Raw genomic sequence first — 23,058 nt, 5'->3', positions numbered from 1 at the left:
CGCCTCCCGGCGAAGCAGGAACGAATCCACGAGAGACCCAGGACCGGGGAAGCAAGGACGTGCTACCCCTGGCCCCATGGACCGTTCCCGCCGCCCCGCCGCACCCTTCGAGTTTCCGCCCGGCACCGCGTTCACCTGGCACTCGGAGAGTGACGAGCCTGCCCCCACGCGCCTGTCGCCCGTGGATGACGCGCTCAGTGCGGACGCCGCGCTCAAGCGCGTCCGCCGGGGCGAGTTCCTGCGCTACACCGGTGACTTCCACAACGCGAAGCAGTTGCTGGGGGCGCTGGGCCGGCGGCTCGAACGGCCCTGGCAGGCCCGCTCACCGCTGGAGGCCTTCCGGGCCGAACGCCGCGCGCGGCAAGAGGAGCATGCGACGCTGTCTCGCATCGTCGTGGCGCTGGACCGCGGCTACCGCATGGAACTCGCGCGTGCGCCGGAGGTCGCGGAGGCGTGCCGGCAGGTGTGGGGCGAGCCGACGGCGGACTTCACCGTGGTGCCGCTCAAGCAGCTGCTTGGAATGCTCGGGGCCGCGGAGTGGCGGCGCAAGGGATTGGAGGTCCCGGGCCTGAAGGGACTGCTCCATCCGCACTACGGCGTCTACCTGCCCACACGCACGGACTACGTGGAACTGCTGGCGGCGGGGCCGGACGTGAAGGGCAAGCGCGTCTTCGACGTAGGCACCGGCACCGGCGTGCTGTCCTTCCTCCTCCTGCAGCGCGGAGCGGCGTCCGCGCAGGCCACGGACTGCGACTCCCGCGCGGTGGCCTGCGCTCGCGAGAACGCGGAGCGGCTGGGCCTCTCGCAGCGCTTCCAGGTGACGGAGGCGGACCTGTTCCCGGAGGGAAAGGCGGACCTCGTCGTCTGCAACCCGCCGTGGATCCCCGAGCCGCCCAAGAACCGGGTGGACCGCGCGGTGTTCGACGAGGACAGCCAGTTCCTGCGGCGCTTCCTTGAAGGACTCCCCGCGGCCCTCACGCCGGGAGGAGAGGGATTGCTCATCCTGTCGGACCTGGCGGTGCTGCTGGGCCTGCGTCCGTCCGGGTGGCTCGAGGAGCAGTTCGAGCGTTGCGGCCTGAAGGTGGCCTGGCGGAAGTCCATCCCGGCGCGGCACTCCAAGGCGAAGGACAAGGCAGACCCCTTGCACGCCGCGCGCTCCCGGGAGGTCACCACCCTCTACGGACTCGTCCCCACCCGGCCTGCCTGACGAGTCGCGTCCTGGAACGCAGCGCCAGGCCCACGGTCCGTGCTTTGGTTCGCGCTCCCCGACGGACCGGAGGCTCCCTGGTGAAAACGCTTCCCCTGCTTCCCCTGCTCTTCGCCTGTGTGGCGGCGCCCGCCGGCCCCGTGCTCGCGGCCGCGCCCCCTGCCCCGGTCCTCGCGGGCCTGGACGCGCTGTACCCGGACCTGGACGCGCTCTACCGCGACCTGCACCAGACGCCGGAGCTGTCACTCCAGGAGGAGAAGACGGCGGCGAAGCTGGCCGAGCGCCTGCGCAAGCTCGGCTTCGAGGTGACACCGGAGGTGGGCGGACACGGCGTGGTGGCCCTGCTGCGCAACGGCAAGGGGCCCACGGTGATGCTCCGCACGGACCTGGACGGGCTGCCGGTGGAGGAGAAGACGGGGCTGCCCTACGCCAGCAAGGCGAAGGCGAAGGATGCGGCTGGAGCGGAGGTCGCGGTGATGCACGCGTGCGGGCACGACGTGCACATGACGTCTTGGATTGGCACGGCGACGCTGCTGGCGCGGACGAAGGACCGGTGGCGTGGCACGCTGATGCTGGTGGGGCAGCCGGCCGAGGAGATTGGCGCCGGGGCCCGGCAGATGCTGGCGGATGGCCTGTTCAAGCGCTTCCCCAAGCCGGACTTCGCCGTGGCCCTGCACACCGCGGCCACCGCCCCGGCGGGGACGGTGCGGTTCACCTCGGGTTATGCGCTGGCGAGTGTGGACTCGGTGGACGTCACCCTCCACGGCAAGGGCGGACACGGTGCGTACCCGCACACCACCGTGGATCCGGTGGTGATGGCGGCGCGAACCATCCTCGCGCTGCAGACGCTCGTCAGCCGGGAGAAGAGCCCGCTGGAGCCGGCGGTCATCACGGTGGGCTCCATCCACGGTGGCACCAAGCACAACATCATCCCGGACGAGGTGCGCCTGCAGCTCACGGTGCGCACGTACAAGCCGGAGGTGCGCAAGGCGCTGCTGGCCGGCATCGAGCGCGTCGCCAAGGCAGAGGCGATGGTCTCCGGAGCGCCCCGGCCCCCCGACGTCAAGGTCACCGAGGGCACGCCCGCGACCTTCAATGACCCCGCGCTCACGAAGCGGCTGGTGGACTCGGTGGGCAAGGTGCTGGGCGAGAAGAACCTCAGCGAGACACCGCCCGTCATGGGCGGCGAGGACTTCTCCGAATATGGCCGCGCGGGCGTGCCCGCGGTGATGCTGTGGCTGGGCATCACGGAGCCCCAACGCTTCGCCGAGGCCAAGGGCTCGGAGGAGGCGCTGCCCTCCCCGCACTCACCCCTCTACGCGCCGGACCGCGAGCGCGCGCTGCGCACCGGCGTCACCGTGCTGACCACCGCCGCGCTGGAGCTGCTGGGCAGGCCCTGAGGGATGAAGACCAGGCTCGTCGACTACTTCCGCCGCATCGCCCCTCTGTCGGACGAGGAGGCCCAGGCCATCCTGGACAGCATGGTGGTGAAGCGCTGCCCCAAGGGCACGCACCTGCTCATGGCGGGACAGGTCTGCACCGAGGCCTACTTCGTCCTCCAGGGCTGCGTCCGCCAGTACTCGGTCGTCGACGGTGAGGAGCGCAGCAACGGGTTCTTCACCGAGGACGACTGGGTCCTCTCGATTCACAGCATGATGAACCAGACCCCGGCGGAACACTTCTGGGTGTGCGCGGAGGACACCACGGTGGTGGTGGGCACCGCTCAGCGCGAGGGGGACCTGTATCGGCGCTTCCCTCGCTTCGAGAGCATCTCCCGGCTGGTGATGCAGAAGGTCCTGGCCGAGCAGCAGGAGTGGTTCGCGTCCTACCTCACGGACACTCCGGAGCAGCGCTACCTCAAGCTGTCGAAGATGCGGCCGGACATCCTCCAGCGGATTCCGCAGTACCAGCTGGCCAGCTACATCGGCGTGAAGCCCGAGTCGCTGAGCCGGATCCGCAAGCGGCTCGCCACGCGTGGCAAGCCGGCTACGTGACCGTCCGGAAGCCCCGGATGATGAGCCAGCTTCCAAGGAACAGCTCGAACAGGCCTCCAGGTCCGGAGAAGATCATGCCGTACGGCAGGCCGAAGATTTCGAGCACGGCCCCCACCGACAGGAGTCCGTAGCCCACCGCGCCCACCCGCGGGAGGAACGCGGGAAGCCACTGGGAGCGGTGCAGCGACAGGAAGGCCGCCGCGCTGCCGACTCCCAGGATGGTCATCGCCAGCTGGTACGCCCAGACATTCGCCTGAGAGAAGAGCTTTAACAGGGTTCCTCCCTCCGGCGTGGTGGAGTCTCCGAGCTGAAGGATGCACAGCAGGAACACCACCCCGATGACGAAGGTCAGCGCTTCCATCACCCGCGTGCAGACATACGCGATGGCGATGCCTGGGCTCCGCTCGCGGAGGATGGGGAAGAACAGCACGCCAATCCCCACGACCATGAGGGAGTTCAACACGAGCAGCACCGCCCCCCCGACGAACAGCGCCCGCTGTCCGGCCAGCTGCTCCGGCTGCTTCAGGACGGAGGTGACGAGCGCGGTGCCCAGGCCGTAGGCGAAGAACGGAAGGAGGAAGAGGGCTCCCAGGGCGCGGGAGTGACGGCGGGTGATGCGCATCGCGAGGACTCCAGAACGTTCGGTGACGTTGTGGCCTGGAGAGTAGAGAGCCCCCGCCCTCCCCCGCATTGACGAGGGTCAATAACGCCATTCCCGCGAACCATTTTCGCTGACCGGTTCCTTCCTCCCCGTCAGGGGACCGCCTGTGGCTGGCCGTGGCGCGTGAGCTGCGTCCCCGGGCCGTCACCCGCACCTGGAGCCGGTGGGAGCGGCCCCTCGCGCTGGGAGGCGCCCTGGCCGCGCTCGTCGCCGCCCTGTTCGTGACCTACCAGGCCCCGGTTCGCGAGGAGGTGCCCCCAGGGCCCTCTCCCGAGTGGAGCAGGGCCGCACTGGAGGTCGCTGAAGCCCCTGCGGGGGATGGCTCTCCGGTACAGTGTGGTACGAAAGATCCAGTTCTGGAACCGGAGGTCGCGTTGAAGTTGTTTCGAGTGTGTCTGACTTCGTTGCTGGTGTTGGCCGTCGCGTGTGGCGATTCGACTTCTCCGGAGACGCCCGACGCCGGGCAGTCCCGGCCGGACGCGGGCGTCGGAGTGCCGGACTCCGGCTCCGAGCAGGACGATGCCGGCACCGAGCCGGACGACGCGGGCTCGGAGAGCCCGGACTCCGGCACCGAGACGCCTGACTCCGGCACCGAGACGCCTGACTCCGGCACCGAGCCCACCGATGCGGGCACCGAGCCCACCGACGCGGGCTCCGGGACGGACGCGGGCACCGAGCCCAACGACGGGAACGTCATCGACAACGGCGGCTTCGAGGCGTGGCCCAACGCGCTTCCGGCGCTGTGGTCCGGCAGCACGTCGAACATCGAAGAGGTGCAGAAGGTCACGACGCAGGCGTTCGAGGGCGTGAACGCGGCGCGGCTGATCAACACCTCGGACACCCACAGGCGCTTCAGCACCGCGGCGAAGTCCATGCCCGCGGGCAAGTACTCCTGCACCTACCAGGCCCGGGGGACCGGCGACGTCCGCAACGCCTTCTTCGACACGGACTACTCCAGCTACTCGGCGTACAAGTCCATCAGCGGCCAGACGTGGACCCAGGTGACCTACAACTTCAACCTGGCCAGCCCCGTCTTCGACACCTTCGAGCTCATCTTCAGCGTCCGGAACACCACCGGCGAGCATGTGGTCATCGACAACGTCCGCTGCGTGCGGGCCCCCGAGGCGTGCGATCAGATCAGCTGCGAGGAGTGGGCGCGCTGTGACAACGCCACCGCGACCTGCCAGCCGCTCTCCGGCCGCTGCGACGACGCGTCGGACTGCCGCGAGTGGCAGGCCTGCGATGCCACCCACACCTGCGTGACGGCAGCGGACCGCTGCACCCGCCACGCGGATTGCGCGGGGACCCCGGAGACGCCGCTCTGTGACACCGCCTCGCACCTCTGCATCGAGGGCGACCCCTGCGCCGGTGTCACGTGCAACAACCCGGCGACGAGCTGCAACCCGTCCACGGGCGTGTGCGAGCTGGCCGAAGGGGCCTGCTTCACGACGTATGACTGCAAGGGCGCCCTGCCCGCCTGCGACCCGGCCACCCGCCGCTGCGTCGCCGCCGAGCACTCCGCGAACATCCTCCGCAACGGCGGCTTCGAGAGCTGGAGCACCCGGGCCATCCCCTACTACGGGAACAACTTCGTCCCGGATTACTGGTACGGCCTGGACAACGGCGTCACGGACCCGGGCTCGGAGATCAAGCCCTCGCGGCTCGCGCGCTACACGAACGCGGTGCACGGCGGCTCGGCGGCGCTCCAGTTCGTGGTCCCCATCCAGACCGCGGAGCGCTTCACGACCGAGAAGTTCAACGTGGCGGCGGGCAACTACTCCTGCTCGTACCGCGTGCGTGGCCACGGCAGCATCCGCCACCGCAGCTATTCGAGCGGCGGCTGGAGCCCGCAGACGGACTTCATCACCGTCGACAGCGACGAGTGGCAGCCGGTGTTCTTCAAGTTCACCGGCAACGTGCGCGACTGGCGCCTGTTCTTCTATCCCAGCCGCAGCGTCGCCGACCGCGACCACCTCCAGGTCGACGACGTCGTCTGCACGAAGGACTAGCGGCTGACGGGAGGCGATGCCGTGTCGAGCGGCATCGCCTCGCGGGGGGACCTTCCATGGCTCGCGCGGCCCGGCTTCTGGAGCTCATGCAGGCGCTGCGACGGCACCGCGCGCCCGTGTCCGGCGTGGACCTGGCGCGGGAGCTGGGCATCTCCCTCCGCACGCTCTACCGCGACATCGCGACCTTGCAGGAGCAGGGCGCGGACATCCGCGGTGAAGCCGGCGTGGGCTATGTCCTGCGCCCCGGCTTCACGCTGCCGCCGCTGAACTTCTCCGTGGATGAGCTCGAAGCCCTGGTGCTCGGCTCGCGCTGGGTCGCGGTGCGAGGCGATGCGCGCCTGGGAGCGGCCGCCGGCAACGCCGTGGCGAAGATCCGCGCCGTGCTGCCCGCTGAACTTCGTGAGAGCGTCGACGCGGCGACGCTGACGGTCCCGGCCTTCACGACAGCGGAGCCTGCCAAAGTCGACGTGTCCGTCATCCGCGCCGCCATCCGGAAGGAGGAGACGCTGTCCATCTCCTACCGCGACACCTCGGGGGCCCACACGCAGCGCACCATCTGGCCGCTGCTCATCGGCTTCTTCGAACGGGTGATGGTCGTCCCCGCGTGGTGTGAGCTGCGGAAGGACTACCGGGCGTTCCGGGTCGACCGCATCCTCGCGGTGGAGGCCACCGGGGCGCGCTATCCGCGCCGCCGCGCTGAAATGGTCAAGGAGTGGCGCGCCCGGCAGCCGCCGCTCACTGCTGCCAGAAACTGACACCTCGCGGGCGCATGAATGCTCCGTCCCCACAAGGAGCGTCTGATGCGAACGCTGAACTACCTGCTGTTGCCCGTCCGGTCCCCGCGCGAGAGCGCGAAGCTCTACACCCGGCTGCTCGGCCGGGAGCCGGTCGAGAACTCGGAGACCTTCGTCCTCTACGTGCTGCCCACGGGCCTGAAGGTGGGCCTCTGGGTCGCCAGTGAGATGGAGCCCAGGCCCAAGGCTCCGGGAGGGCTCGAACCCGCGTTCACCGAGGAGAGCCGCGAGGCCGTGCTCCAGACCTATACGGAATGGACGAAGCTGGGGCTCAAGGTGCTGCAGGAGCCCACCGACATGGACTTCGGCTTCACCTTCGTCGTCGAGGACCCGGATGGCCACCGCCTCCGCCCGTTCGTCCTCGCCGCGAATCCGCGCTGACGTTTGGTCCGCCGGCCAGGCTCACGGTACGTTCTGGAGGCGACTCCGAAAGGATGCCTCCATGACGAAGAAGCTCGTGGTCCTGGCTGTGTTCGCTGTCTGGATGGGCGGATGCGCGAAGCGAAACGCCCCAGCGCCCGTGCCAACGAACGGACTGGAGCTCTGGCTCCGCGCGGACACGGGCGTCGTCGCGGAAGGGGGCCGCATCTCACGGTGGCAGGACCAGAGTGGCCATGGCCGCGATGGCGTCATGGCCAACGCGCCGAGGCAGCCCGCGCTCGTCGCCTCCACGTTGAATGGCCTCCCGGTGGTGCGCTTCGAGGGCGCTCAATCGCTCTACCTGAAGGAGCCCGTCTCGCCGGAGGCGTTCACCATTCTCGTGGTCGGGAAGAACAACAACCCCGAAGACACCTTCAGCATGATCCTCGGGCCCGGCGGCAACTTCCCCAACAACCAGCTGCGCTGGGAGAACGGCGGTGAGGTGCTGGCCGTGGGCACCGGGAACGGACTTCCCGCCGTGACGACGGCCGTGGGCGACACGCGGGCCTACCATCTGCTGACGGCCCGCTATGACGGCGCCACCCTCACCGTTCACATGAACGGCCGCCTCGCCGGGAGCCACCCCGTCAAGGCGCAGGGCCCGTGGGTCCTGTCCCAGGTCGGGGCGTATTTCAGCCAGCACTACGCCGAGGCGGACCTGGCGGAGGTGCGCATCTACAGCCAGGCCTTCCCCGCCGCGGACCTTGCCTCCGTGGAAGCCGAGCTCAAGAGCCGGTACGCGTTGCGATGATCAGCTGACGTGGAAGGGAATCTGCCGTTCGAATTCGCGGCTGGGGACTCCGATGACGGAGTACGCCGGGGACTGGATGGGCGGCATGGTGCGCAGGATGCGGCGGTGGAACGTCGGGTAGGTGGCCTTGAACTTCCCCTCGTTCCACACGCGCAGCAGGTTGGCCGTGAAGAGGCCGTTGTGCACGCCGTCGCTGGAGAGCTGGTTGTCCTGGCAGCCGGAGATGAGCAGCACCGTGGCCTTGAGCGTCAGCCTCGGGTCGTCCTTGGGCAACCCCTTCAGGATGGCGTCGTACATCGCCTTGTTCTGGCGGTACGTCCGGTGCTCGATGCCCTGGGGCATCTCCTTGAACTGCCGCTCCGAGGCCTCCGTGCTGCGCATGGAATCCGCCAGCAGCTGCAGGCTGCCGCTGTTGCGCAGGGCCGCGTAGGCCACGCTGCTCACCGAGCCGCTGTGGCAGCTGTCGGAGAGCATGAAGACCCGCACGCCCGCCTTGAGCTTCCCCATCGCCTGGTAGATTTCGTCGTCGACCAGCTCCCCGTCATACAGACACCACGTCTCGTCCAGGCCGTCGTCCTCGTCGCCGTTCAGGTCGGGGAGCTGGCCGCCGTGCCCGGAATAGGTGAAGAGCAGCAGGTCCCCGGCCTGGAGCACCGACGCCGCCTCGCCCAGCTCCGCGAGCACCGCCGCTCGCGTGGCGTCCTTCGTCAGGAAGGGGCGGATGCGGCTGAAGTTCTGCGCCTTCGCGATGGCGATCATGTCCTCGGCGTCCGCTTCGCACGCCTGCAGCTGGCCGTCCCAGCCCGCGTAGTGATGCGGATCCACCGCGTTCAAACCGATGTTGATGGAATATCCCTGCGCCATGACAGTCCTTGCCTCCTCCATCCACGGTGGAGACTCGTGCTCGGGATGTCAGGAAGGAGGCGGGGCGCGCCGCGTTCTTCCGGCCCTTCCCCTGCCGGGAGCCTGGGGCTCGCTCCCTCCGCCCCCATTCGGACCGCGTCCCATATAGTCCTCCCATGAAGGACGCTCCCGCCCCGCTCCGCTCCATCGTCGCTTCGCCCCTGACGCCGGAGGGCTTCGCTCCGTTTGGAGACGTCGTGTCCGCCGGACTCAAGAGCGGCGCTTCGGCGAACCAGGGCACCGCGGTGCGCTTCGACTGGTCCGCCAGACTGGAGAATGGCCGGACGGGGGCGAAGCCCAACCTCGCGGTGTTCCGCTCCGTGCCGCAGCCGCTGCCGTTCACCGTGAAGCTGCTGGAGCACCATCCCCAGTCCAGCCAGGCGTTCCTGCCCATGCGCTGCTCGCGCTTCCTGGTGTGCGTCGCGCCGGCCGCGCCCTCCGGCGGGCCCGACCTGGAGGGGCTTGTCGCCTTCGTCTGCGGCCCCGGCCAGGGCGTGAACTACCACCGGGGCGTGTGGCACCACCCCATCATCGCGCTCGATACGCCAGCCGAGTTCGCGATGCTGGCGTGGGAGGACGGGAGCGCGGAGGACTGCGTGGTGCGGCAGTTCTCCACGCCCGTCTCCGTCATCGTCAGGGATTGAGCTGACGCGCGAGCCACGCGCGCCACTCCCCGGCCGTTTCGTACTTCTCTCCGGAGAGCTGCTTGAGCACCAGGACCGCCGGGTCGCGGTTGATGGGCAACTGGAGCGCGGACATCGCGACCAGCGTCTCTCCCAGCTTCTGGATGAGCTCCGCCCGCTGCGCCTTCAGCTCCTGCGGCGGCAGGTCGTCCAGCAGGTACGTGAGCAGGTAGGTCGCCTTGTTGCGGTCCGTCGACGTGGGCAGGAGCACCGCGTCCGCCACCACGGACGTGTGCAGCAAGGGCTGCGTCGCGGCCTGCTGCGTGGCCGTCAGCACGCGCAGCACGTTGTTGCGCACCTGCTCATCGGGATCCCGGATGAAGGGCCGCACCCGCTCGACGGTCTCCAGGGCCGTGGGCGCATACGCGAGCAGGTAGGCGGCGGCGGCTCGCTTCGGCGCGTCCGCGTCCTCGCGCAGGACCGTGGTCAGCGCGTCCAGGTGCTCGGGCACCTTCTCGATGAACTCGGGCTCGTAGGCCGCCAGGTCCGGATGGCCAAACCCACCAATGCAATGCGCGACCTTGCAGCTGGAGTCCTCCGCGAGCATGCCCTGCAACTGGAGACGGTTCAGGCGCGGCTGATACTCACGCCACCGGGCAATCAATCCCTCCGGATCCGGGGGATGGCCCTTGGGTGGGGCGAGGAAGCGGAGCCGGGCCGCGGCATCTTGCGCGTCCACCATGTCCACCACCACGAAGGCGGAGCCCTTGAACTCCTCGGCGAAGAACAGGGTCATCCCCGTCCGGGCGAAGACGAGGTTGTACTGCTCGCGCAGGAGCTGTTCCTTCTGCCGGAAGACCGCGGCGCTGTGGATGATGGGCTTGCCCACCTCCAGCCCCAGCACCTGACGAACCGTCTCCCGGTCCACCCTTCGCGAACCGAACGCATCGATTCCCGTCAGGATGAACGTCGGGAACGGAGGCTCGGAGGCCTGCTCCAGGTTGGCGCGGGCCTTCGCGACGATGCCGCTCCACTCGGGCAGCGGGCGCAGCGCCGCCAGCTCCGGGTTGTATTCCAGGTGGACCGCGTCGGAGTAGCCGCCCTGGACCGCGCGCTTGAGCACCTCCATCGCCGCGTCCGCGTGGCCCGCGAGCGAGGCGCACCCCGCCGCGCGGTAGAAGGACGCCACCCGGTCCGGCCCCACCATGCTCGCCTCGCCGGAGGCGCGGAAGCGCTCCTCGCACCGGTTGAAGTCCAGCGCGTCATAGGCCTGCTCCGCCTCCGCCGAAAGCTGCTGGGCCTCCTCGTCCGGGTCCGCCGGCTTCGGCGCATGCGCACAGCCCGCTCCCAACGCGACCACGCCCAGCGCCATCACGAATCGCATCTGGACCAACCTTTCGAGAAAGCACGTATCTCATGCAAGCTGCGCGCAGGTTTCAAGGAGCGCCAAGCCATGGCCAATGCCATCTCGAAGACCGCGTACTACACCCTGGCGTGCCGGGCGGAGGACGCGCGCAAACCCCGGCCGCTTTGCAATGACACCTTCGCCTTCCGCTTCATGGATGACGAGGCGCGGCAGGTCTGGGCCCGCTTCCAGTCCTTTGACCGGCCCAACGCCAGCAACGCCGCGAGGCATCAAATCATCGACGCGCTGGTGCAGGAGGAGCTGGACCGCGAGCCCAACGCGCGCGTGGTGGTGCTGGGCGCGGGCTTCGACACGCGCGCCTACCGCCTTCACGGAGGCCGGTGGCTGGAGGTGGACGAGCCCGCCATCCTCACGCACAAGGACGCGAAGCTGCCGGTGACGGAGGCGAAGAACCCGCTCGAGCGGCTTCCCATCGACTTCGCGTCGGAGTCGCTGGCCCAGAAGCTGGAGCCCTACAGGGACGCCCGGCGCACGCACGTCATCATCGAGGGCGTGCTCATGTACCTGTCCACCGCGCAGCGCCGGGACATGCTCGCGGTGCTCCGGGACGTGTTCCCCCACCACGCCGTGTACTGCGACCTGATGCGCGAGAGCTTCCAGCGCGAATACAGCCGCGACCTGCACGCGGTGCTCGCCAGCATGGGCGCGTCCTTCCAGGACATGTCGGACACGCCGGAGTCCGTCTTCCTGGAGACGGGCTACTCGGCCGTGTCCTCCACCTCCGTGCCCCTGCGCGCGCTGGAGCTGGCCGGCAAGCGCGTCCCGGCCTTCATCGTCCGGCGGTTCATGCAGCCGGTCCGCGACGGCTACCGCATCTGGAAGTTCGAGCGGCGCTGACGCCTCACTTCGCCTTCGGCGCCGAGGGGACCTGCCCCAGCGCCACGCTGCCCAGGATGAGCGCGCCCGCCACGCCCATGGTGGGCGTCAGCTGCTCGCCCAGCAGCAGCCAGGCCCAGGTCAGCGCGAACAGCGGCACCAGGTAGGTGACGACGGCGGCGCGCGGCGCGCCGATGCGCTGGATGAGGCGGTAGAACACCGCGTACCCGAAGCCGGTGCAGACGATGCCCAGGGCCGCTCCCGCCAGCCAGGGGCGCAGGCCGATGGACTCCGTGGGCCACGTGGCCACCGCGAAGGGCAACAGCAGCACCGCGCCGCAGCCCAGGGTGGCGGAGGCGACCGCGGCGGCCGGCAGTCCGGAGAAGTGGCGGCGCACCAGGTTCCCGCCAATGCCGTAGAGGAACGCGCCCGTGGTCCCCGCCGCCACGGCCCAGGCGACGCTCGCGCCCGCGGACCTGCCGCTGGCCAGCACCACCACGCCCGCGAAGCCCGTGAGCAGCGCCACCGCGCGCCGCGCTCCGATGCGCTCGCCGTAGAAGAGGAACGCCACCAGGGCGGTGAAGAGCACCGCCATGCTGTTGGTGATGGCCCCGACGCCCGCGGGGGCCTGCCGCGCGGCCCAGGCGAACAGCGAGAAGGGCACCGCCGCGTTGATGACGCCCACCAGCGCCAGCCGGGGCCACAGCGCGCGAGGGATGGACGCGCGCGCACGCCACAGGAAGGGCATCAGCACGGCGGCCCCCAGCACCAGGCGCAGCTCCACCAGGGGGATGGGACCGAAGGCCGGCGCCGCGATGCGCAGGAACAGGAAGGACGCGCCCCAGACGGCGGCCAACCCTCCCAGCTCCAGGGGCGTGATCCAGGCCCGGTTGAAGGTGGGAGTCACGGCCTGGGGATGGGTGAGACCGGATGCGCTCATGACGGCCACCTCGTGCGAGGAAGAAATCAGACTGCTGTCTGGCCCTTCTCTTCACGCCGTGGCCCTGACTTCACAAGCGCATCGTTTCCGTGTCAGACATGAGCCAGATTTGAGGCTCGTCCCCATGACCCTGCGCACCGACCTGCTCCCCGCCCTGGCGGCGTTCGAGTCCGCCGCCCGCCACCAGAACTTCGCCCGCGCCGCGGAGGAGCTGCACCTGACCGCGAGCGCCGTCAGCCACCACGTGCGCAAGCTGGAGGACCGGCTGGGGGTCACCCTGTTCCAGCGGCACGCCCGGGGCGTGGCCCTGACAGCCGAGGGGCGCCAGCTCGCGGACGCCGCGAGCAGCGCGCTGTCGGACATGGACCACGTGCTCGCGGGCCTCAAGCACGCACGGGACGAGGACGCCGTGGTGCGCGTCACCACCGTGCACTCGCTGACCTACGCGTGGCTCCTGCCGCGCATGCCGGGCTTCACCTCGCGGCATCCGCGCATCCGGATCCACGTGGACACGGAGATGGCGCTCACCCGCTTCGACGAGGGCGGGCCGGACCTGGGCATCCGCTACGGCCAGCCCCCGTGGCCGGGATTGAGCGCGCAGCCGCTCATGGACGACGCCCTGTTCCCGGTGGCGTCCCCGAAGCTCGCGGGACTGGAGCAGGTGCGCGACGCGGAGGACGTGGCGAAGCTTCCGCTCATCGGGGACCTGAGCCGGCAGGGATGGCAGGACTGGTTCCGCTCCGCGGGCGTGCGCGGGGCCCGGTTCGAGGAGCGCTACAGCTTCAGCGACACCACCGGCGCGCTGATGGCCGCGGTGCAGGGCCTGGGCGCGGCGCTGGCGCGCGAGAAGATCGCCACGCCCTACTTCGCGGACGGCCGCCTCATCCGGCTGCCCGGGCCCATGGTCCCCACCCGCGCCAGCTACTTCGTGGTGTACCCCTCCCACCGGCGCCTGCGCCCGGCCGCGCGCCTCTTCGTGGACTGGCTCCTGACCCAGCGGAAGGTTTCCCAATGACAATCACCGGCCCGGGTCTCGCCGTGCGGTGAACCGGTCCAGCCCCTGGCTCCCGGACACCGTCACCCAGGCAGCCAGGCAGCCCCCTCACTTTTGCTTGTGCCCGCCTCCCCTGCCCCGTAGTTTGCGGGCAGATATATGGGCTCCCATACAAATGGGCCGCCGCCTCCGGACGTGTCCGGTGAGGTGCGCGCGGCCATGGACGGCGTGCGGCGGTTGGTGCGCCTGCTGCGGGTCTCGGCTCGCGCCTCCGAACGGCTGGTGGGCATCAGCGGCGCCCAGCTCTTCATCCTCCAGGAGCTGGCGGAGTCCGGGCCGTGCTCCATCAACACGCTCGCGGAGCGGACGCTCACGCACCAGAGCAGCGTCTCCGTCGTCGTCACCAGGCTGATTGAACAGGGGCTGGTGAGCCGCCGCCGCTCGGACGAGGACGGCCGCCGCGTGGAGGTGGCGCTGGAGCCCAAGGGCCGCGCGCTGGTGCGCAAGGCGCCGCCCATGGCCCAGGCCCGGCTCATCTCCGGGCTGCGCGGGATGCCCCCCGACGTGCGCGCGGGATTGGTCCAGGGACTGGACGCCTGGATGCGCGCCCTGGGGCTCGACGGGGACGTGGCCCCGCTCTTTTTCGAAGACGAAGCCTCGCGCCCTTCGCGGCGCCGCAAGACACAGGAGCACACCGATGAAGAAACCTGACGTGGAACGCATCGAGGAGGGCCTGGGCGAGGGCTCGGAGGCGCGGTCCAGCCTCCCCGTGGCCCCGTCCATGGGCCCCGCGCTCGCCAGCCTGCGCACCCCTTCCTCCAGCGTTTCGGTGGACTCGCGCACCGTGTTCATCAGCGCCCTGGCCGTGGTGCTCGCGATCGCCGCGGGCCTGGTGGCGCAGGGGCTGGGCGCGCTCATCCACTTCGTCACGAACCTGGCCTTCTACGGGCGGCTGTCCATGCAGCCGGTGTCTCCGGGAGACCACGCGCTGGGCGGCTGGGTGGTGCTGGTGCCCGTGGCGGGCGCCATCATCGTGGGCTTGATGGCGCGCTATGGCTCGCGGGCCATCCGGGGCCACGGCATCCCGGAGGCCATGGAGCAGGTGCTGTTCAACCAGAGCCGCATCCCGCCCCGCATGACGCTGCTCAAGCCGCTGTCGTCGGCGATCGCCATCGGCACCGGTGGCCCGTTTGGCGCGGAGGGCCCCATCATCGCCACCGGTGGCGCGCTGGGGTCGCTGCTGGGTCAGGGGCTCCACGTCACGGCGGATGAGCGCAAGGCGCTGCTCGCCGCGGGCGCCGCCGCGGGCATGGCCGCCACGTTCGGCGCGCCGGTGTCCGCGGTGCTCCTCGCCGTGGAGCTGCTGCTCTTCGAGTTCAAGCCCCGCTCCGTCATCCCCGTGGCCCTGGCCACCGCCACCGCCACCGGCGTGCGCATCGCGTTCATGGGCGGCGCGCCCGCGTTCGCCATCCCGGACCTGACCACGCCGTCGGGCAGCGCGCTCGCGTTCTACGGCGTGCTGGGGCTCATCATCGGCGCCGCCTCCGTGGCGTGCACGCGCGCGGTGTACTGGCTGGAGGACCTGTTCGAGAAGCTGCCCATCCACTGGATGTGGTGGCCCGCGCTGGGCGGCATCGTGGTGGGCGTGGTGGGCTACTTCTCCCCGCGCACGCTGGGCGTGGGCTACACCAACATCGAGGACATCCTCTCCGGCCGCTTCGTGGGCACGGCGATGCTCATCTTCTGCGCGCTCAAGTTCATCTCCTGGTCCGTCGCGCTGGGCAGCGGGACGTCCGGCGGCACGCTGGCGCCCCTCTTCACGCTGGGCGGCGGCCTGGGCTCCGGCCTGGGGCTGCTGGCCACGCAGCTGTTCCCCCAGCTGGGCGTGGACGTGCGCGTCGCGGCGCTGGTGGGCATGGCCGCGCTCTTCGCCGGGGCGTCCCGCGCGCTGCTCGCGTCGGTGGTGTTCGCCTTTGAGACGACGCGCCAGCCGCTGGGACTCCTGCCGCTGCTCGCCGGCTGCGCGGCGTCCTACCTGGTGTCCGCGCTGATGATGCGGCACTCCATCATGACGGAGAAGCTGGCCCGCCGCGGCGCGCGCATCCCCACGGAGCTGGGCGCGGACGCGCTGGGCACGGCGCTCGTGCGCGACCATGGCCTCAAGCCCGTGGTGACGCTGCAGGCGGACGCGCTCCTGGAAGAGGTGCGCACGTGGCTTGCCTCGGACGCCGCGGGCTCCCGCCACCAGGGCTTCCCCGTCGTCACCCCCGAAGGGACGCTGATGGGCGTCGTCACGCGCCGGGACCTGCTGGACGGCCACGCGAGCGAAGGCCGAAAGCTGCGCGACGTGGTGAAGCGGCCGCCCGCGGTCGTCTTCGACGACAGCTCCCTGCGCGAGGCGGCGGACCTGATGATGGACGAAGGCGTGGGCCGCCTGCCCGTCGTCTCCCGCGCGAGGCCGGGACTGGTCCTGGGCATCCTCACCCGCAGCGACCTGCTCGCGGGCCACCGGCAGCGACTGGCGAACGCCCGCACGCGCGAGCGCGGCCTGGGCACCGCGCGTCCTCCGTCACCCCGGACGGCCTGAGCGCTTGGCGCGGGGGACCCCGGTCTTTCGCGCTTTGGGCGCGGGCCTTTCAGGATTTGAAGTCCGCTCTTCGCCGGGCGGGGCGCCTGTTTCGGCGTGGCGCGTCCACGTGCCCGATACCGTCTTTTTGCGTCCCGTATTGGATCCGCTCCGTGTCATGGGAAAGGCTGGCGTGCACCCCTGGGCCCGCCCGCTGGCATCCCGATGACACGCCGTGTGAAGATTGGACGTCCCATGAAAAGGTCCCCCTCAACCCATCCCGGTGAGTCGGGTCAGGCGGTCGTGGAGTCCGCGCTGGTCATCCCGGTGATGGTGTTCCTCATCCTGGGCATCCTCCAGCTGGGGACGCTCCACCACGCGCGGCTGATGACGGAGTACGCGGCGTACCGGGCGGTGCGCGCGGGCATCGTCAACGGCGGTGACTGCGAGACCATGAAGGACGCCGCCTACGTGGCGGTGCTGCCCACGCTGGGACCGCCCGCCTCCGGCGAGGTCAAGGGCCGCGTGGACACGCTGATCAACGTGGCCAAGGTCCACGACGCGTACACGCTGGGCACCAACGCGGAGCAGAACCAGCGCTACCAGCAGGTGGACCTGGAGCGCGTGCGGGTGGAGGTGCTCAACCCCCGGCGCAGCCAGCTGGGCACCCTCTTCGCCTCCTATGGCTCGCACATGCAGGGCCGCGAGCTGGACTACGACGACATCCGCAACGCGCAGGTCATCGAGGCCAACCTCCTCACGGTGCGCATCACGTACTTCTACGAGATGCGCATCCCGTTCGCGAACTGGCAGCTGCACGCCTTCTACATGGGCCGCGAGGCGCTCAACGGCCTGGCCATGCGGGGCGTCAACTTCACCACCCAGAAGGTGAACGGCGGCAGCCTCACGAAGCACCTGGAGGACCAGGGCGCGAGCCAGGACGACGACCACCAGAAGATCCGCACGCTGGCCAACAGCAACGTCTTCGCCATCCCGGTCATCGCGACCTACTCGATGCGCATGCAGTCCAACCTCCTCAACAGCGGCGCGCATGGTCCCACCTCGTGCGCCGTGGACGGCTAGCGCCTCCCCCGGCGCTCGCCAGAAGGACCCCCTCAAGGATGTTCCGGATACTGCGAAGACTGCGGCGCGACGAGCGCGGGCAGGCCATGGTGCTCGGGGTGGTGGTGATGCTCGTGCTGGCCGTCACCGTCATGACGTCGGTGGGCATTGGCCAGGGCGTGTACGAGAAGATCAAGCTGCAGGACGCCGCGGATGCGCAGGCGTACTCGCTGGCGGTGAAGGAGGCGCGGGCCTACAACTTCCTCGCGTACACCAACCGCGCGATGATCGTGCACTACTCCGCGATGCTCACGCTGATGTCCTACGTGAGCCACGCGGTGTACCTGGACCGCACCATCGGCGTGGCGGCCAAGTACCTGCAATACATCCCCGGCATCGGCGCTGTCTTCGCCGCGGTCTCCGCGGCGATAAAAGCGTGGAAGGTGACGGTGGAGACCGTCACACGATTACTCATCCCGGTAATAACAGCGCTCAACATCGCGCTCTGGCTGGCCCAGGAGGCCATGCTCACGGGGACCCTCTTCGACCTCTACACCACGAAGGGGCGGGGCGACGTCATCGAACAGACCGACCCCCGGGCGGAGGTCACCGAGGACATGGACTCCGGGCAGTCGTTCACCAACTCCTCCGTGTCCTCGCTGTTCGGCAACCCGGGCGACATCAACTACTCCAACGCCAAGAACTTCCTGCACATCCTGGATGACGGTCCCTTCAGCAGCAGCCCCACCATGGGCGTGGACCCCACCGGCATGCTGACGCGCGGGAAGCTGGTGACGGGCAACAAGCTGTCGGATCCGAACATGGCCAAGTACCGCCTGCTCATGGGCAACCTGGCCAACGGCGTGCGCCGGCGGTGGACGGCCGAGGGCGAGGGCCCCATCCTCATCGGGCGGCGGTGGGAGTTCCGGCTGTGCGTGGGCATTGGCGAATTGCGCATCCGCAAGACGGCGGACAGCCAGATCAAGAGCTTCGACGAGGGCTTCGAGAACAACCGCAAGGATCAGCTCTTCGCGTCGGACGACATCCGCATCGAGGTGCGCCCCACGTGCTTCCTCTTCGGCTGGAGCGACGTCTTCCGCCTGCGCTTCCGGGCGGCGGCGGACAACCGGGGCGGCTTCCACCAGGAATACGGCGCCAGCAAGACGGATGACCACCACCCGTGGATGGGCATCACGCCGTTCGTCACGTCCGACACCAGCTTCGTCAGCCCCCGGCAGAACCACTTCGGCTACCCGTGCAACCTCATCGTCCTGGGCAAGGACATGGGCGCGGAGAAGAGCGGCAAGAAGCCCGTCTACGAGCTGGAGAACCTGTCCCAGAACGCGTTCATGGAGGGCAGCGGCAACGGCAAGTACGACACCGCGGAGAACAACGCGGAGGAGATCCGCGAGTCGTACCTGGACATGACCTGGCGCTACGTGGGCGGCAAGCAGGACCAGTACGCGGCGGACTTCCGCAAGCGCACGGGCGGCATGATGGCCATGGCGGTGGGCCGCGCCATCTACCACCGCCCCGGCGTGTGGAAGGAAGAGCCCAACTTCTTCAATCCGCTCTGGACCGCGCGCCTGGCGCCCATCCAGACCCACTGGGACGCGGATCACCTCAAGTGGCTGGTGCCCGCCTGGGAGGACAGCGAATGGCTGATCAACGGCATCAACTACTGATGCGCCGCTCTCGCCGCGCGGCGCGGGGTTCGGCCACGGTGGAGCTGGCGCTGCTGGCGCCGCTGCTCGTCGTGCTGGTCCTCTGGGCGAACTACTTCTGGGAGGTGCAGCGCGCGCGCCTGAAGATGGCGGAGATGGCGCGCTTCGTGGCCTTCGAGCGCACGGTGCGCCAGGACGTCTCCGCCATCGCGGCGGAGGCGCGCCAGCGCTACCAGGACCTGGACGGCTCCACCAAGACGGGCACGCTGGGCACGGCGTACCGCAACGGCATCACCATCCAGGTCCAGGCCCAGAACGCGGACGCGCCGCTCGAAGGCGTGGAGATGTCCAAGATGGGCGCGCAGTCGGGCGTGGGGGGCCTTGCGGCCGCGGCCATTGGCGCGCTGGGCGGGTCACCGGAGCAGCTGGTGGAGAACATGGGGTTCGACCCCAGCGTCGGCGCGGTCCAGGCGGACGTGCAGGTCCGGCTGGTGAACCGCATCATCCCCAAGGAGATCGCCCTCTACACGACGGGCCCGGACGGCAACCAGCTGGACCTGAACTTCCAGGAGCACTTCTACCTCTTCCACGACACGTGGCGGGCGTGGGGGCCGGGCGACAACCAGTCCCAGACGTATCCGCGCGTGGAAGAGCTCACGCATGACCGCTCCAGCAAGATCGTCTACGCGGGCGTGGGGACCGGCGGGGCGCTGAACTCCATCGGGTCGGTGCTGGGCGTGCTGGGGCTCGACTTCCCCTTCTCCGACGAGTACGTGCGCCAGTCCGTGGTCATCCGCGAGGTGACGGCCGCGGGCAACTTCAACGCGGTCCGGCCCACGCGCACGGTGCCGGGCGACGTGCTCCAGGCCGCGTACTGGCGCAACGACACCAGCTACTGCTACGGCAGCTGCGAGCCCAACGCCATCAAGACGAAGCGCGGGCTCTCCAACTCCGGAGGCCGGGACGACAACTGGCCCATGCGCTCGTACCGGTGCCGTGGGAACTTCTTCCAGGGCGCCATCATCTCCAACGAGCCGGAGTCCGAGTACACGCAGTCCACCACGGCGGCCGCGGCGTACTTCCGCTACAACAGCGACGCCTGCATCCCATGAGTGGACTGTCGGATCGCACGGGCGCGCTCACGCGCTGGCTGGGGCTGGGCGGGCTGCTCGCGCTCGTGGCCACCGCCGCGCTGCTGAAGGACCCTCCGCCTCCGGCGCCGGAGCTTCCGGCGAGGCCGCCCTCCACGCCGGAGATCGCCCTGCCCCCGGCGCCGCCGTTTCCGGATGCCGGCGTGGGCCGGGTCCAGCGCGTCATCCCGCCCTTCCCCGGCGAGACGCTGATTCCCCTGGGCCGGCTGGTGACCAACGGCAGCCCCATGGAGATGGGCTACTTCGAAACGGACCACCCGCCCGGTGAGGTGCTGGAGTTCTACGCGCGCCAGTTCCGCCTGCGCGGCCGGCACATCGTCACGCAGGACGACGGCGCGGGCGGCGGCTCCGTGAACTACTACGACGACCGGCTGGGCGCGCTGGTGGCCGTCACCACCATCCGCGTGGGCGGCGCCGCGACGCGCACGCTGGTGTTCCCCTCGCTGGTGGAGGCGCCGGAGGGCATCCACCTGGGAGGCACGGCGCCCGAGTCGCTGCCGCAGCCTCCGGGCGTGGTGACGGTGCTGCGCGTGGACGAAGGCAGCGGCGGCCCCGGCGCGGGCAGCACCACGCTCACGCAGGTGGCGCACGGCACGCCCCAGATGCTCGCGGAGTTCTACCGGGCGCAGCTGCCCTCGCGGGGGTACGCGCCTTCGGGGCGGCGGCTCGCGCGGGGCGTGGAGGTGCTCGAGTTCGAGCGCCGCGGTGAGCGGCTGGCGTTGACGCTGTCGCCGCTCGACAAGGACGGGCCTCCGGAATCCCTCATCACGTTCGTGCTCGAGCGTGCCCCTCTTCCCCAGGAGTCGAATCGATGAACGGCGTGTTGTCGCGAGGCTACCGGTGGCTCAAGCGTCCCCGCTCCCGGGGCCAGGCCATGGCGGAGTTCACGGTGTTGCTGATGGCGTTCATGTTCGGCGTCGGCGCCATCACCACGTTCGCGCCGGAGATGTTCGCGGCGCTCACCATCTACATCCGCGGCTTCTACTGCGTGCTGGGCTACCCGTTCGGCTGAAGCTCAGGGCGCGGGCAGCCGGGGCAGCGTGAGCGGCACGACGTCCAGCGCGGGCCGGGCACCGGTGCCGCTCTTCCGCGCCGTCCAGGTGACCTCCCCGTCGCGCAGGGACTCCACGCCGAACACGGGCACCTGCGCCGCCGTCACCACCGTCACCCGCTCGCCGGACTCCCGGCGGAAGGTGAGCTCCCGGCCCTTGCCGGCGAAGGGGCCGGCGCGCACGTCGGTGTCGCGCTGGCGGACGAGCTGGCCCTGGAGCGCGGCGTGGTCCGCGAGGAGGTCCACCGGGACGGAGATGGGGGTGTTGGGCGGCACGGAGATGGCCAGCCGCTCCACCACGGCGCGGGCGGTGCCGGCGCGGGCCACCCAGACGATGATGAGGGCGCGGGGCGTCGTCTGGTAGTCCAGCTCGACTTGATAGAGCGTGTCGCGCTCACGCGGCGTCTCACCCACGACGGCGGCTCGCACGGGGTGGGTGTTCTTCGGCGTCGATTGGACGGTGTATTCCACCCACGTGCCCACGACGGGTTGGAGCTGGCCGTAGAGCAGCAGGGGCGGCACCAGGGCGCGCGCTTCGGCGAGGCGCTCGGAGGCGATGGGCGGATCGTTGGAAGCGGGCACTCCCGCGTCGGTGGAGGCCGCCGTCGCGGGACGTGAAGAGGGAGTGCCCGCGTCGGGCGCGGAGGACATGGCCGGCGTGGCGGAGAGCAGCACGGCGGTGCACACGGGACACAGGAGACGGCGCATGGGAACAGCACTATGGGACCGGGGCTCCGCGCCGGACAAGTCCGGGGGACGGAAGCGCATGACGGACCGGGCGGCGCGGAGCCTGGTGTTGCTCACGGTGTTGCTGGCGGGCCTGGGCGCCCTGCCTTCGTGGGCGCAGGGCAGCGCGCCGGATGCGCTGTTCGGACTGCCCCTCGTCATTCGCGAGGGCGGCTGGGCGCGCTACGTGAACACGTCGCCGGACGGGCCCCCGCAGTTCGTCATCAAGCAGGGTGGTGCGGGACGCCATGAAGGCAAGCGGGGCCGCTGGGTCATCGTGGAGCTGGACGTGCCCGCCACCGGACGCGTGGGCTTCGACTTCCTGGTGGAGGGCGAGCGCTTCAGCGCGAAGAGCGTGCTGCTCATGCGCCTGCGCGTGCCGGGCCGGCCGCCCACCGACACGCCCGCGCCCTTCAACAAGCCCGGCGCGGACCGCCAGCCCCATCCCCTGCGCGAGAGCACGGAGACGGTCGCCGGCAGGAAGCTGGAGGTGAAGGAGTACTCGTACGCGGGAGGCATCACCGCCCAGTGGTCCCCCAGCGTCCCGGTGCTGGGCCTGGTGAGCGTCTCCGGCGCCCAGTCCTTCGAACTGGAGGCCTTCGGCGTGGGCGGCGACCCGTGGAAGGCCGCTACCGCCTCCGGACGCTGACGCCCGCGCCGGCGAGCGCCGCGCGCACCACGTCCTCGTCCGCGCTGGCGAGCCGCGCGGCCAACAGCAGCCGCGTCCCCTGCCCTGCTTGAAGCCGCACGCGGGGCAGCTCTCCCTGCTCCCGCTGGAAGGAGAACCACTCCAGCCGGGAGAACGGCGTGCGCCGCCCCAGTGAATCCATGAAGCCCGTGGGCCCCAGGAACAGCGCGGGCACGGCGTGCAGGCCCACCCCGGCGAGCCACCCGGCGACGCCCAGGCAGAACGTGGCGAGCGCGGGCCGGCCCTCCGAGGACAACAGCCGCAGCCCCACCAGCGCCAGCACGCCCATGGTCGCGAGCACCAGCGCGTAGGTGCCCATCTCCGCGCGCGAGCGCAGCGCCAGCAGCCGCCCGCTTCGCAAGAGCCCCACGAGCGCGCCCAGCGCCACCAGCGCCAGCCCGCCCGAGGCCACCGCCACGCCCAGCGCCATCATCCCGGGACGGCCGCCCAGCTCGCGCGACTCGCGCACGAGCCACGCGGCGCAGCCCGTGAAGAAGAGCAGCGTCACGCCCTGGAAGGCGGCCGTGGCGACGGGGCGCGAGGGGACCGGGGGACGACTCACCCGGTCCTCTCTACACCACCTGGACTCCAGGGCCCCGGCGTCGCGCGAAA

Annotated in this window: 24 protein-coding genes; 18 read left to right on the top strand and 6 right to left on the bottom strand. The window is 70.2% G+C overall.

The window, feature by feature from the left end; translation table 11 throughout:
* Nucleotides 1–76: 76 nt before the first annotated feature.
* From D7X96_RS00240 to D7X96_RS00230, 3 genes are all read left to right on the top strand, one after another.
* Nucleotides 77–1,207, top strand: coding sequence for a 50S ribosomal protein L11 methyltransferase (locus D7X96_RS00240; RefSeq protein ID WP_244219396.1), 1,131 nt, complete (start codon nucleotides 77–79; stop codon nucleotides 1,205–1,207).
* An 80-nt stretch (nucleotides 1,208–1,287) separates the two neighbouring features.
* Nucleotides 1,288–2,607 (top strand): amidohydrolase, encoded by a 1,320-nt coding sequence (locus D7X96_RS00235; protein WP_121768698.1) that lies wholly within the window; start codon nucleotides 1,288–1,290, stop codon nucleotides 2,605–2,607.
* 3 nt (nucleotides 2,608–2,610) lie between these two features.
* Nucleotides 2,611–3,201, top strand: a complete 591-nt coding sequence (locus tag D7X96_RS00230) for a Crp/Fnr family transcriptional regulator (protein WP_120547161.1) — start codon at nucleotides 2,611–2,613, stop codon at nucleotides 3,199–3,201.
* Here D7X96_RS00230 and D7X96_RS00225 read toward each other — a convergent pair.
* The gene (locus D7X96_RS00225; RefSeq protein ID WP_120547160.1) at nucleotides 3,194–3,823 is read right to left on the bottom strand and encodes a DUF4386 domain-containing protein; all 630 of its coding nucleotides are present in this window, start codon (nucleotides 3,821–3,823) and stop codon (nucleotides 3,194–3,196) included. The genes D7X96_RS00230 and D7X96_RS00225 overlap by 8 nt on opposite strands.
* 413 nt (nucleotides 3,824–4,236) lie before the next feature.
* On the opposite strand from D7X96_RS00225, the gene D7X96_RS00220 reads away from it, so the two are divergent.
* From D7X96_RS00220 to D7X96_RS00205, 4 genes are all read left to right on the top strand, one after another.
* Nucleotides 4,237–5,871: an invertase recombinase-like protein gene (locus tag D7X96_RS00220; protein ID WP_121768697.1), complete on the top strand. Its 1,635-nt coding sequence runs from the start codon at nucleotides 4,237–4,239 to the stop codon at nucleotides 5,869–5,871.
* A gap of 56 nt (nucleotides 5,872–5,927) precedes the next feature.
* On the top strand, nucleotides 5,928–6,626 hold the full coding sequence (locus D7X96_RS00215) for a helix-turn-helix transcriptional regulator (protein ID WP_121722913.1): 699 nt from the start codon (nucleotides 5,928–5,930) through the stop codon (nucleotides 6,624–6,626).
* A gap of 45 nt (nucleotides 6,627–6,671) precedes the next feature.
* Nucleotides 6,672–7,046, top strand: a complete 375-nt coding sequence (locus D7X96_RS00210; protein ID WP_121768738.1) for a VOC family protein — start codon at nucleotides 6,672–6,674, stop codon at nucleotides 7,044–7,046.
* Nucleotides 7,047–7,107: 61 nt separating this feature from the next.
* Nucleotides 7,108–7,836: a LamG-like jellyroll fold domain-containing protein gene (locus D7X96_RS00205; RefSeq protein ID WP_158616161.1), complete on the top strand. Its 729-nt coding sequence runs from the start codon at nucleotides 7,108–7,110 to the stop codon at nucleotides 7,834–7,836.
* On the opposite strand, the gene D7X96_RS00200 is transcribed toward D7X96_RS00205, so the two are convergent.
* Nucleotides 7,837–8,700: a caspase family protein gene (locus tag D7X96_RS00200; RefSeq protein WP_120547155.1), complete on the bottom strand. Its 864-nt coding sequence runs from the start codon at nucleotides 8,698–8,700 to the stop codon at nucleotides 7,837–7,839.
* Nucleotides 8,701–8,855: 155 nt separating this feature from the next.
* On the opposite strand from D7X96_RS00200, the gene D7X96_RS00195 reads away from it, so the two are divergent.
* Nucleotides 8,856–9,383, top strand: a complete 528-nt coding sequence (locus tag D7X96_RS00195) for an ureidoglycolate lyase (RefSeq protein WP_120547154.1) — start codon at nucleotides 8,856–8,858, stop codon at nucleotides 9,381–9,383.
* Here D7X96_RS00195 and D7X96_RS00190 read toward each other — a convergent pair.
* Nucleotides 9,373–10,746, bottom strand: coding sequence for a hypothetical protein (locus D7X96_RS00190; protein ID WP_121768696.1), 1,374 nt, complete (start codon nucleotides 10,744–10,746; stop codon nucleotides 9,373–9,375). The genes D7X96_RS00195 and D7X96_RS00190 overlap by 11 nt on opposite strands.
* Nucleotides 10,747–10,815: 69 nt before the next feature.
* Between D7X96_RS00190 and D7X96_RS00185 the strand changes: the two genes are divergently transcribed.
* Nucleotides 10,816–11,625: a class I SAM-dependent methyltransferase gene (locus D7X96_RS00185; RefSeq protein WP_158626527.1), complete on the top strand. Its 810-nt coding sequence runs from the start codon at nucleotides 10,816–10,818 to the stop codon at nucleotides 11,623–11,625.
* 4 nt (nucleotides 11,626–11,629) lie between these two features.
* Here the strand turns inward: D7X96_RS00185 and D7X96_RS00180 are convergent, their stop codons facing one another.
* The gene (locus D7X96_RS00180) at nucleotides 11,630–12,544 is read right to left on the bottom strand and encodes a DMT family transporter (RefSeq protein ID WP_121768695.1); all 915 of its coding nucleotides are present in this window, start codon (nucleotides 12,542–12,544) and stop codon (nucleotides 11,630–11,632) included.
* 124 nt (nucleotides 12,545–12,668) lie between these two features.
* Between D7X96_RS00180 and D7X96_RS00175 the strand changes: the two genes are divergently transcribed.
* The 8 genes from D7X96_RS00175 (at nucleotide 12,669) to D7X96_RS00140 (ending at nucleotide 20,993) form a co-directional block, all read left to right on the top strand.
* Nucleotides 12,669–13,559 (top strand): LysR substrate-binding domain-containing protein, encoded by an 891-nt coding sequence (locus D7X96_RS00175; protein ID WP_120547151.1) that lies wholly within the window; start codon nucleotides 12,669–12,671, stop codon nucleotides 13,557–13,559.
* A 138-nt stretch (nucleotides 13,560–13,697) separates the two neighbouring features.
* On the top strand, nucleotides 13,698–14,249 hold the full coding sequence (locus D7X96_RS00170; RefSeq protein WP_120547150.1) for a MarR family winged helix-turn-helix transcriptional regulator: 552 nt from the start codon (nucleotides 13,698–13,700) through the stop codon (nucleotides 14,247–14,249).
* On the top strand, nucleotides 14,236–16,125 hold the full coding sequence (locus tag D7X96_RS00165; protein ID WP_121768694.1) for a chloride channel protein: 1,890 nt from the start codon (nucleotides 14,236–14,238) through the stop codon (nucleotides 16,123–16,125). The genes D7X96_RS00170 and D7X96_RS00165 overlap by 14 nt, the downstream gene beginning before the upstream one ends.
* A 234-nt stretch (nucleotides 16,126–16,359) precedes the next feature.
* Nucleotides 16,360–17,187, top strand: coding sequence for a TadE/TadG family type IV pilus assembly protein (locus D7X96_RS00160; RefSeq protein WP_120547148.1), 828 nt, complete (start codon nucleotides 16,360–16,362; stop codon nucleotides 17,185–17,187).
* Between the two features lie 38 nt (nucleotides 17,188–17,225).
* The gene (locus tag D7X96_RS00155) at nucleotides 17,226–18,851 is read left to right on the top strand and encodes a pilus assembly protein (protein ID WP_120547147.1); all 1,626 of its coding nucleotides are present in this window, start codon (nucleotides 17,226–17,228) and stop codon (nucleotides 18,849–18,851) included.
* Nucleotides 18,851–19,942, top strand: a complete 1,092-nt coding sequence (locus D7X96_RS00150) for a pilus assembly protein (protein WP_244219395.1) — start codon at nucleotides 18,851–18,853, stop codon at nucleotides 19,940–19,942. Before D7X96_RS00155 ends, D7X96_RS00150 begins: the two co-directional genes overlap by 1 nt.
* Nucleotides 19,939–20,796, top strand: a complete 858-nt coding sequence (locus tag D7X96_RS00145; RefSeq protein ID WP_121722917.1) for a hypothetical protein — start codon at nucleotides 19,939–19,941, stop codon at nucleotides 20,794–20,796. The genes D7X96_RS00150 and D7X96_RS00145 overlap by 4 nt, the downstream gene beginning before the upstream one ends.
* A complete protein-coding gene (locus D7X96_RS00140; protein WP_120547144.1) occupies nucleotides 20,793–20,993 on the top strand; it encodes a hypothetical protein in 201 nt (66 codons plus the stop codon). The genes D7X96_RS00145 and D7X96_RS00140 overlap by 4 nt, the downstream gene beginning before the upstream one ends.
* Before the next feature lie 3 nt (nucleotides 20,994–20,996).
* Here D7X96_RS00140 and D7X96_RS00135 read toward each other — a convergent pair whose 3' ends face one another.
* Nucleotides 20,997–21,740 (bottom strand): hypothetical protein, encoded by a 744-nt coding sequence (locus D7X96_RS00135; RefSeq protein WP_121768693.1) that lies wholly within the window; start codon nucleotides 21,738–21,740, stop codon nucleotides 20,997–20,999.
* Between D7X96_RS00135 and D7X96_RS00130 the strand changes: the two genes are divergently transcribed.
* Nucleotides 21,739–22,407 (top strand): hypothetical protein, encoded by a 669-nt coding sequence (locus tag D7X96_RS00130; protein ID WP_233609766.1) that lies wholly within the window; start codon nucleotides 21,739–21,741, stop codon nucleotides 22,405–22,407. The two genes, D7X96_RS00135 and D7X96_RS00130, sit on opposite strands and share 2 nt — an antisense overlap.
* On the opposite strand, the gene D7X96_RS00125 is transcribed toward D7X96_RS00130, so the two are convergent.
* Nucleotides 22,388–23,008 carry a hypothetical protein gene (locus D7X96_RS00125; protein WP_120547142.1) on the bottom strand — a complete coding sequence of 207 codons (621 nt, stop codon included), beginning with the start codon at nucleotides 23,006–23,008 and terminating at the stop codon, nucleotides 22,388–22,390. The genes D7X96_RS00130 and D7X96_RS00125 overlap by 20 nt on opposite strands.
* Nucleotides 23,009–23,058: the final 50 nt, after the last annotated feature.

Source organism: Corallococcus interemptor, assembly GCF_003668875.1.
GTDB classification, from domain to species: domain Bacteria; phylum Myxococcota; class Myxococcia; order Myxococcales; family Myxococcaceae; genus Corallococcus; species Corallococcus interemptor.
The sequence above is the reverse complement of the archived record's forward strand: the minus strand, read 5'-3'. Positions and strand labels throughout refer to the sequence as shown.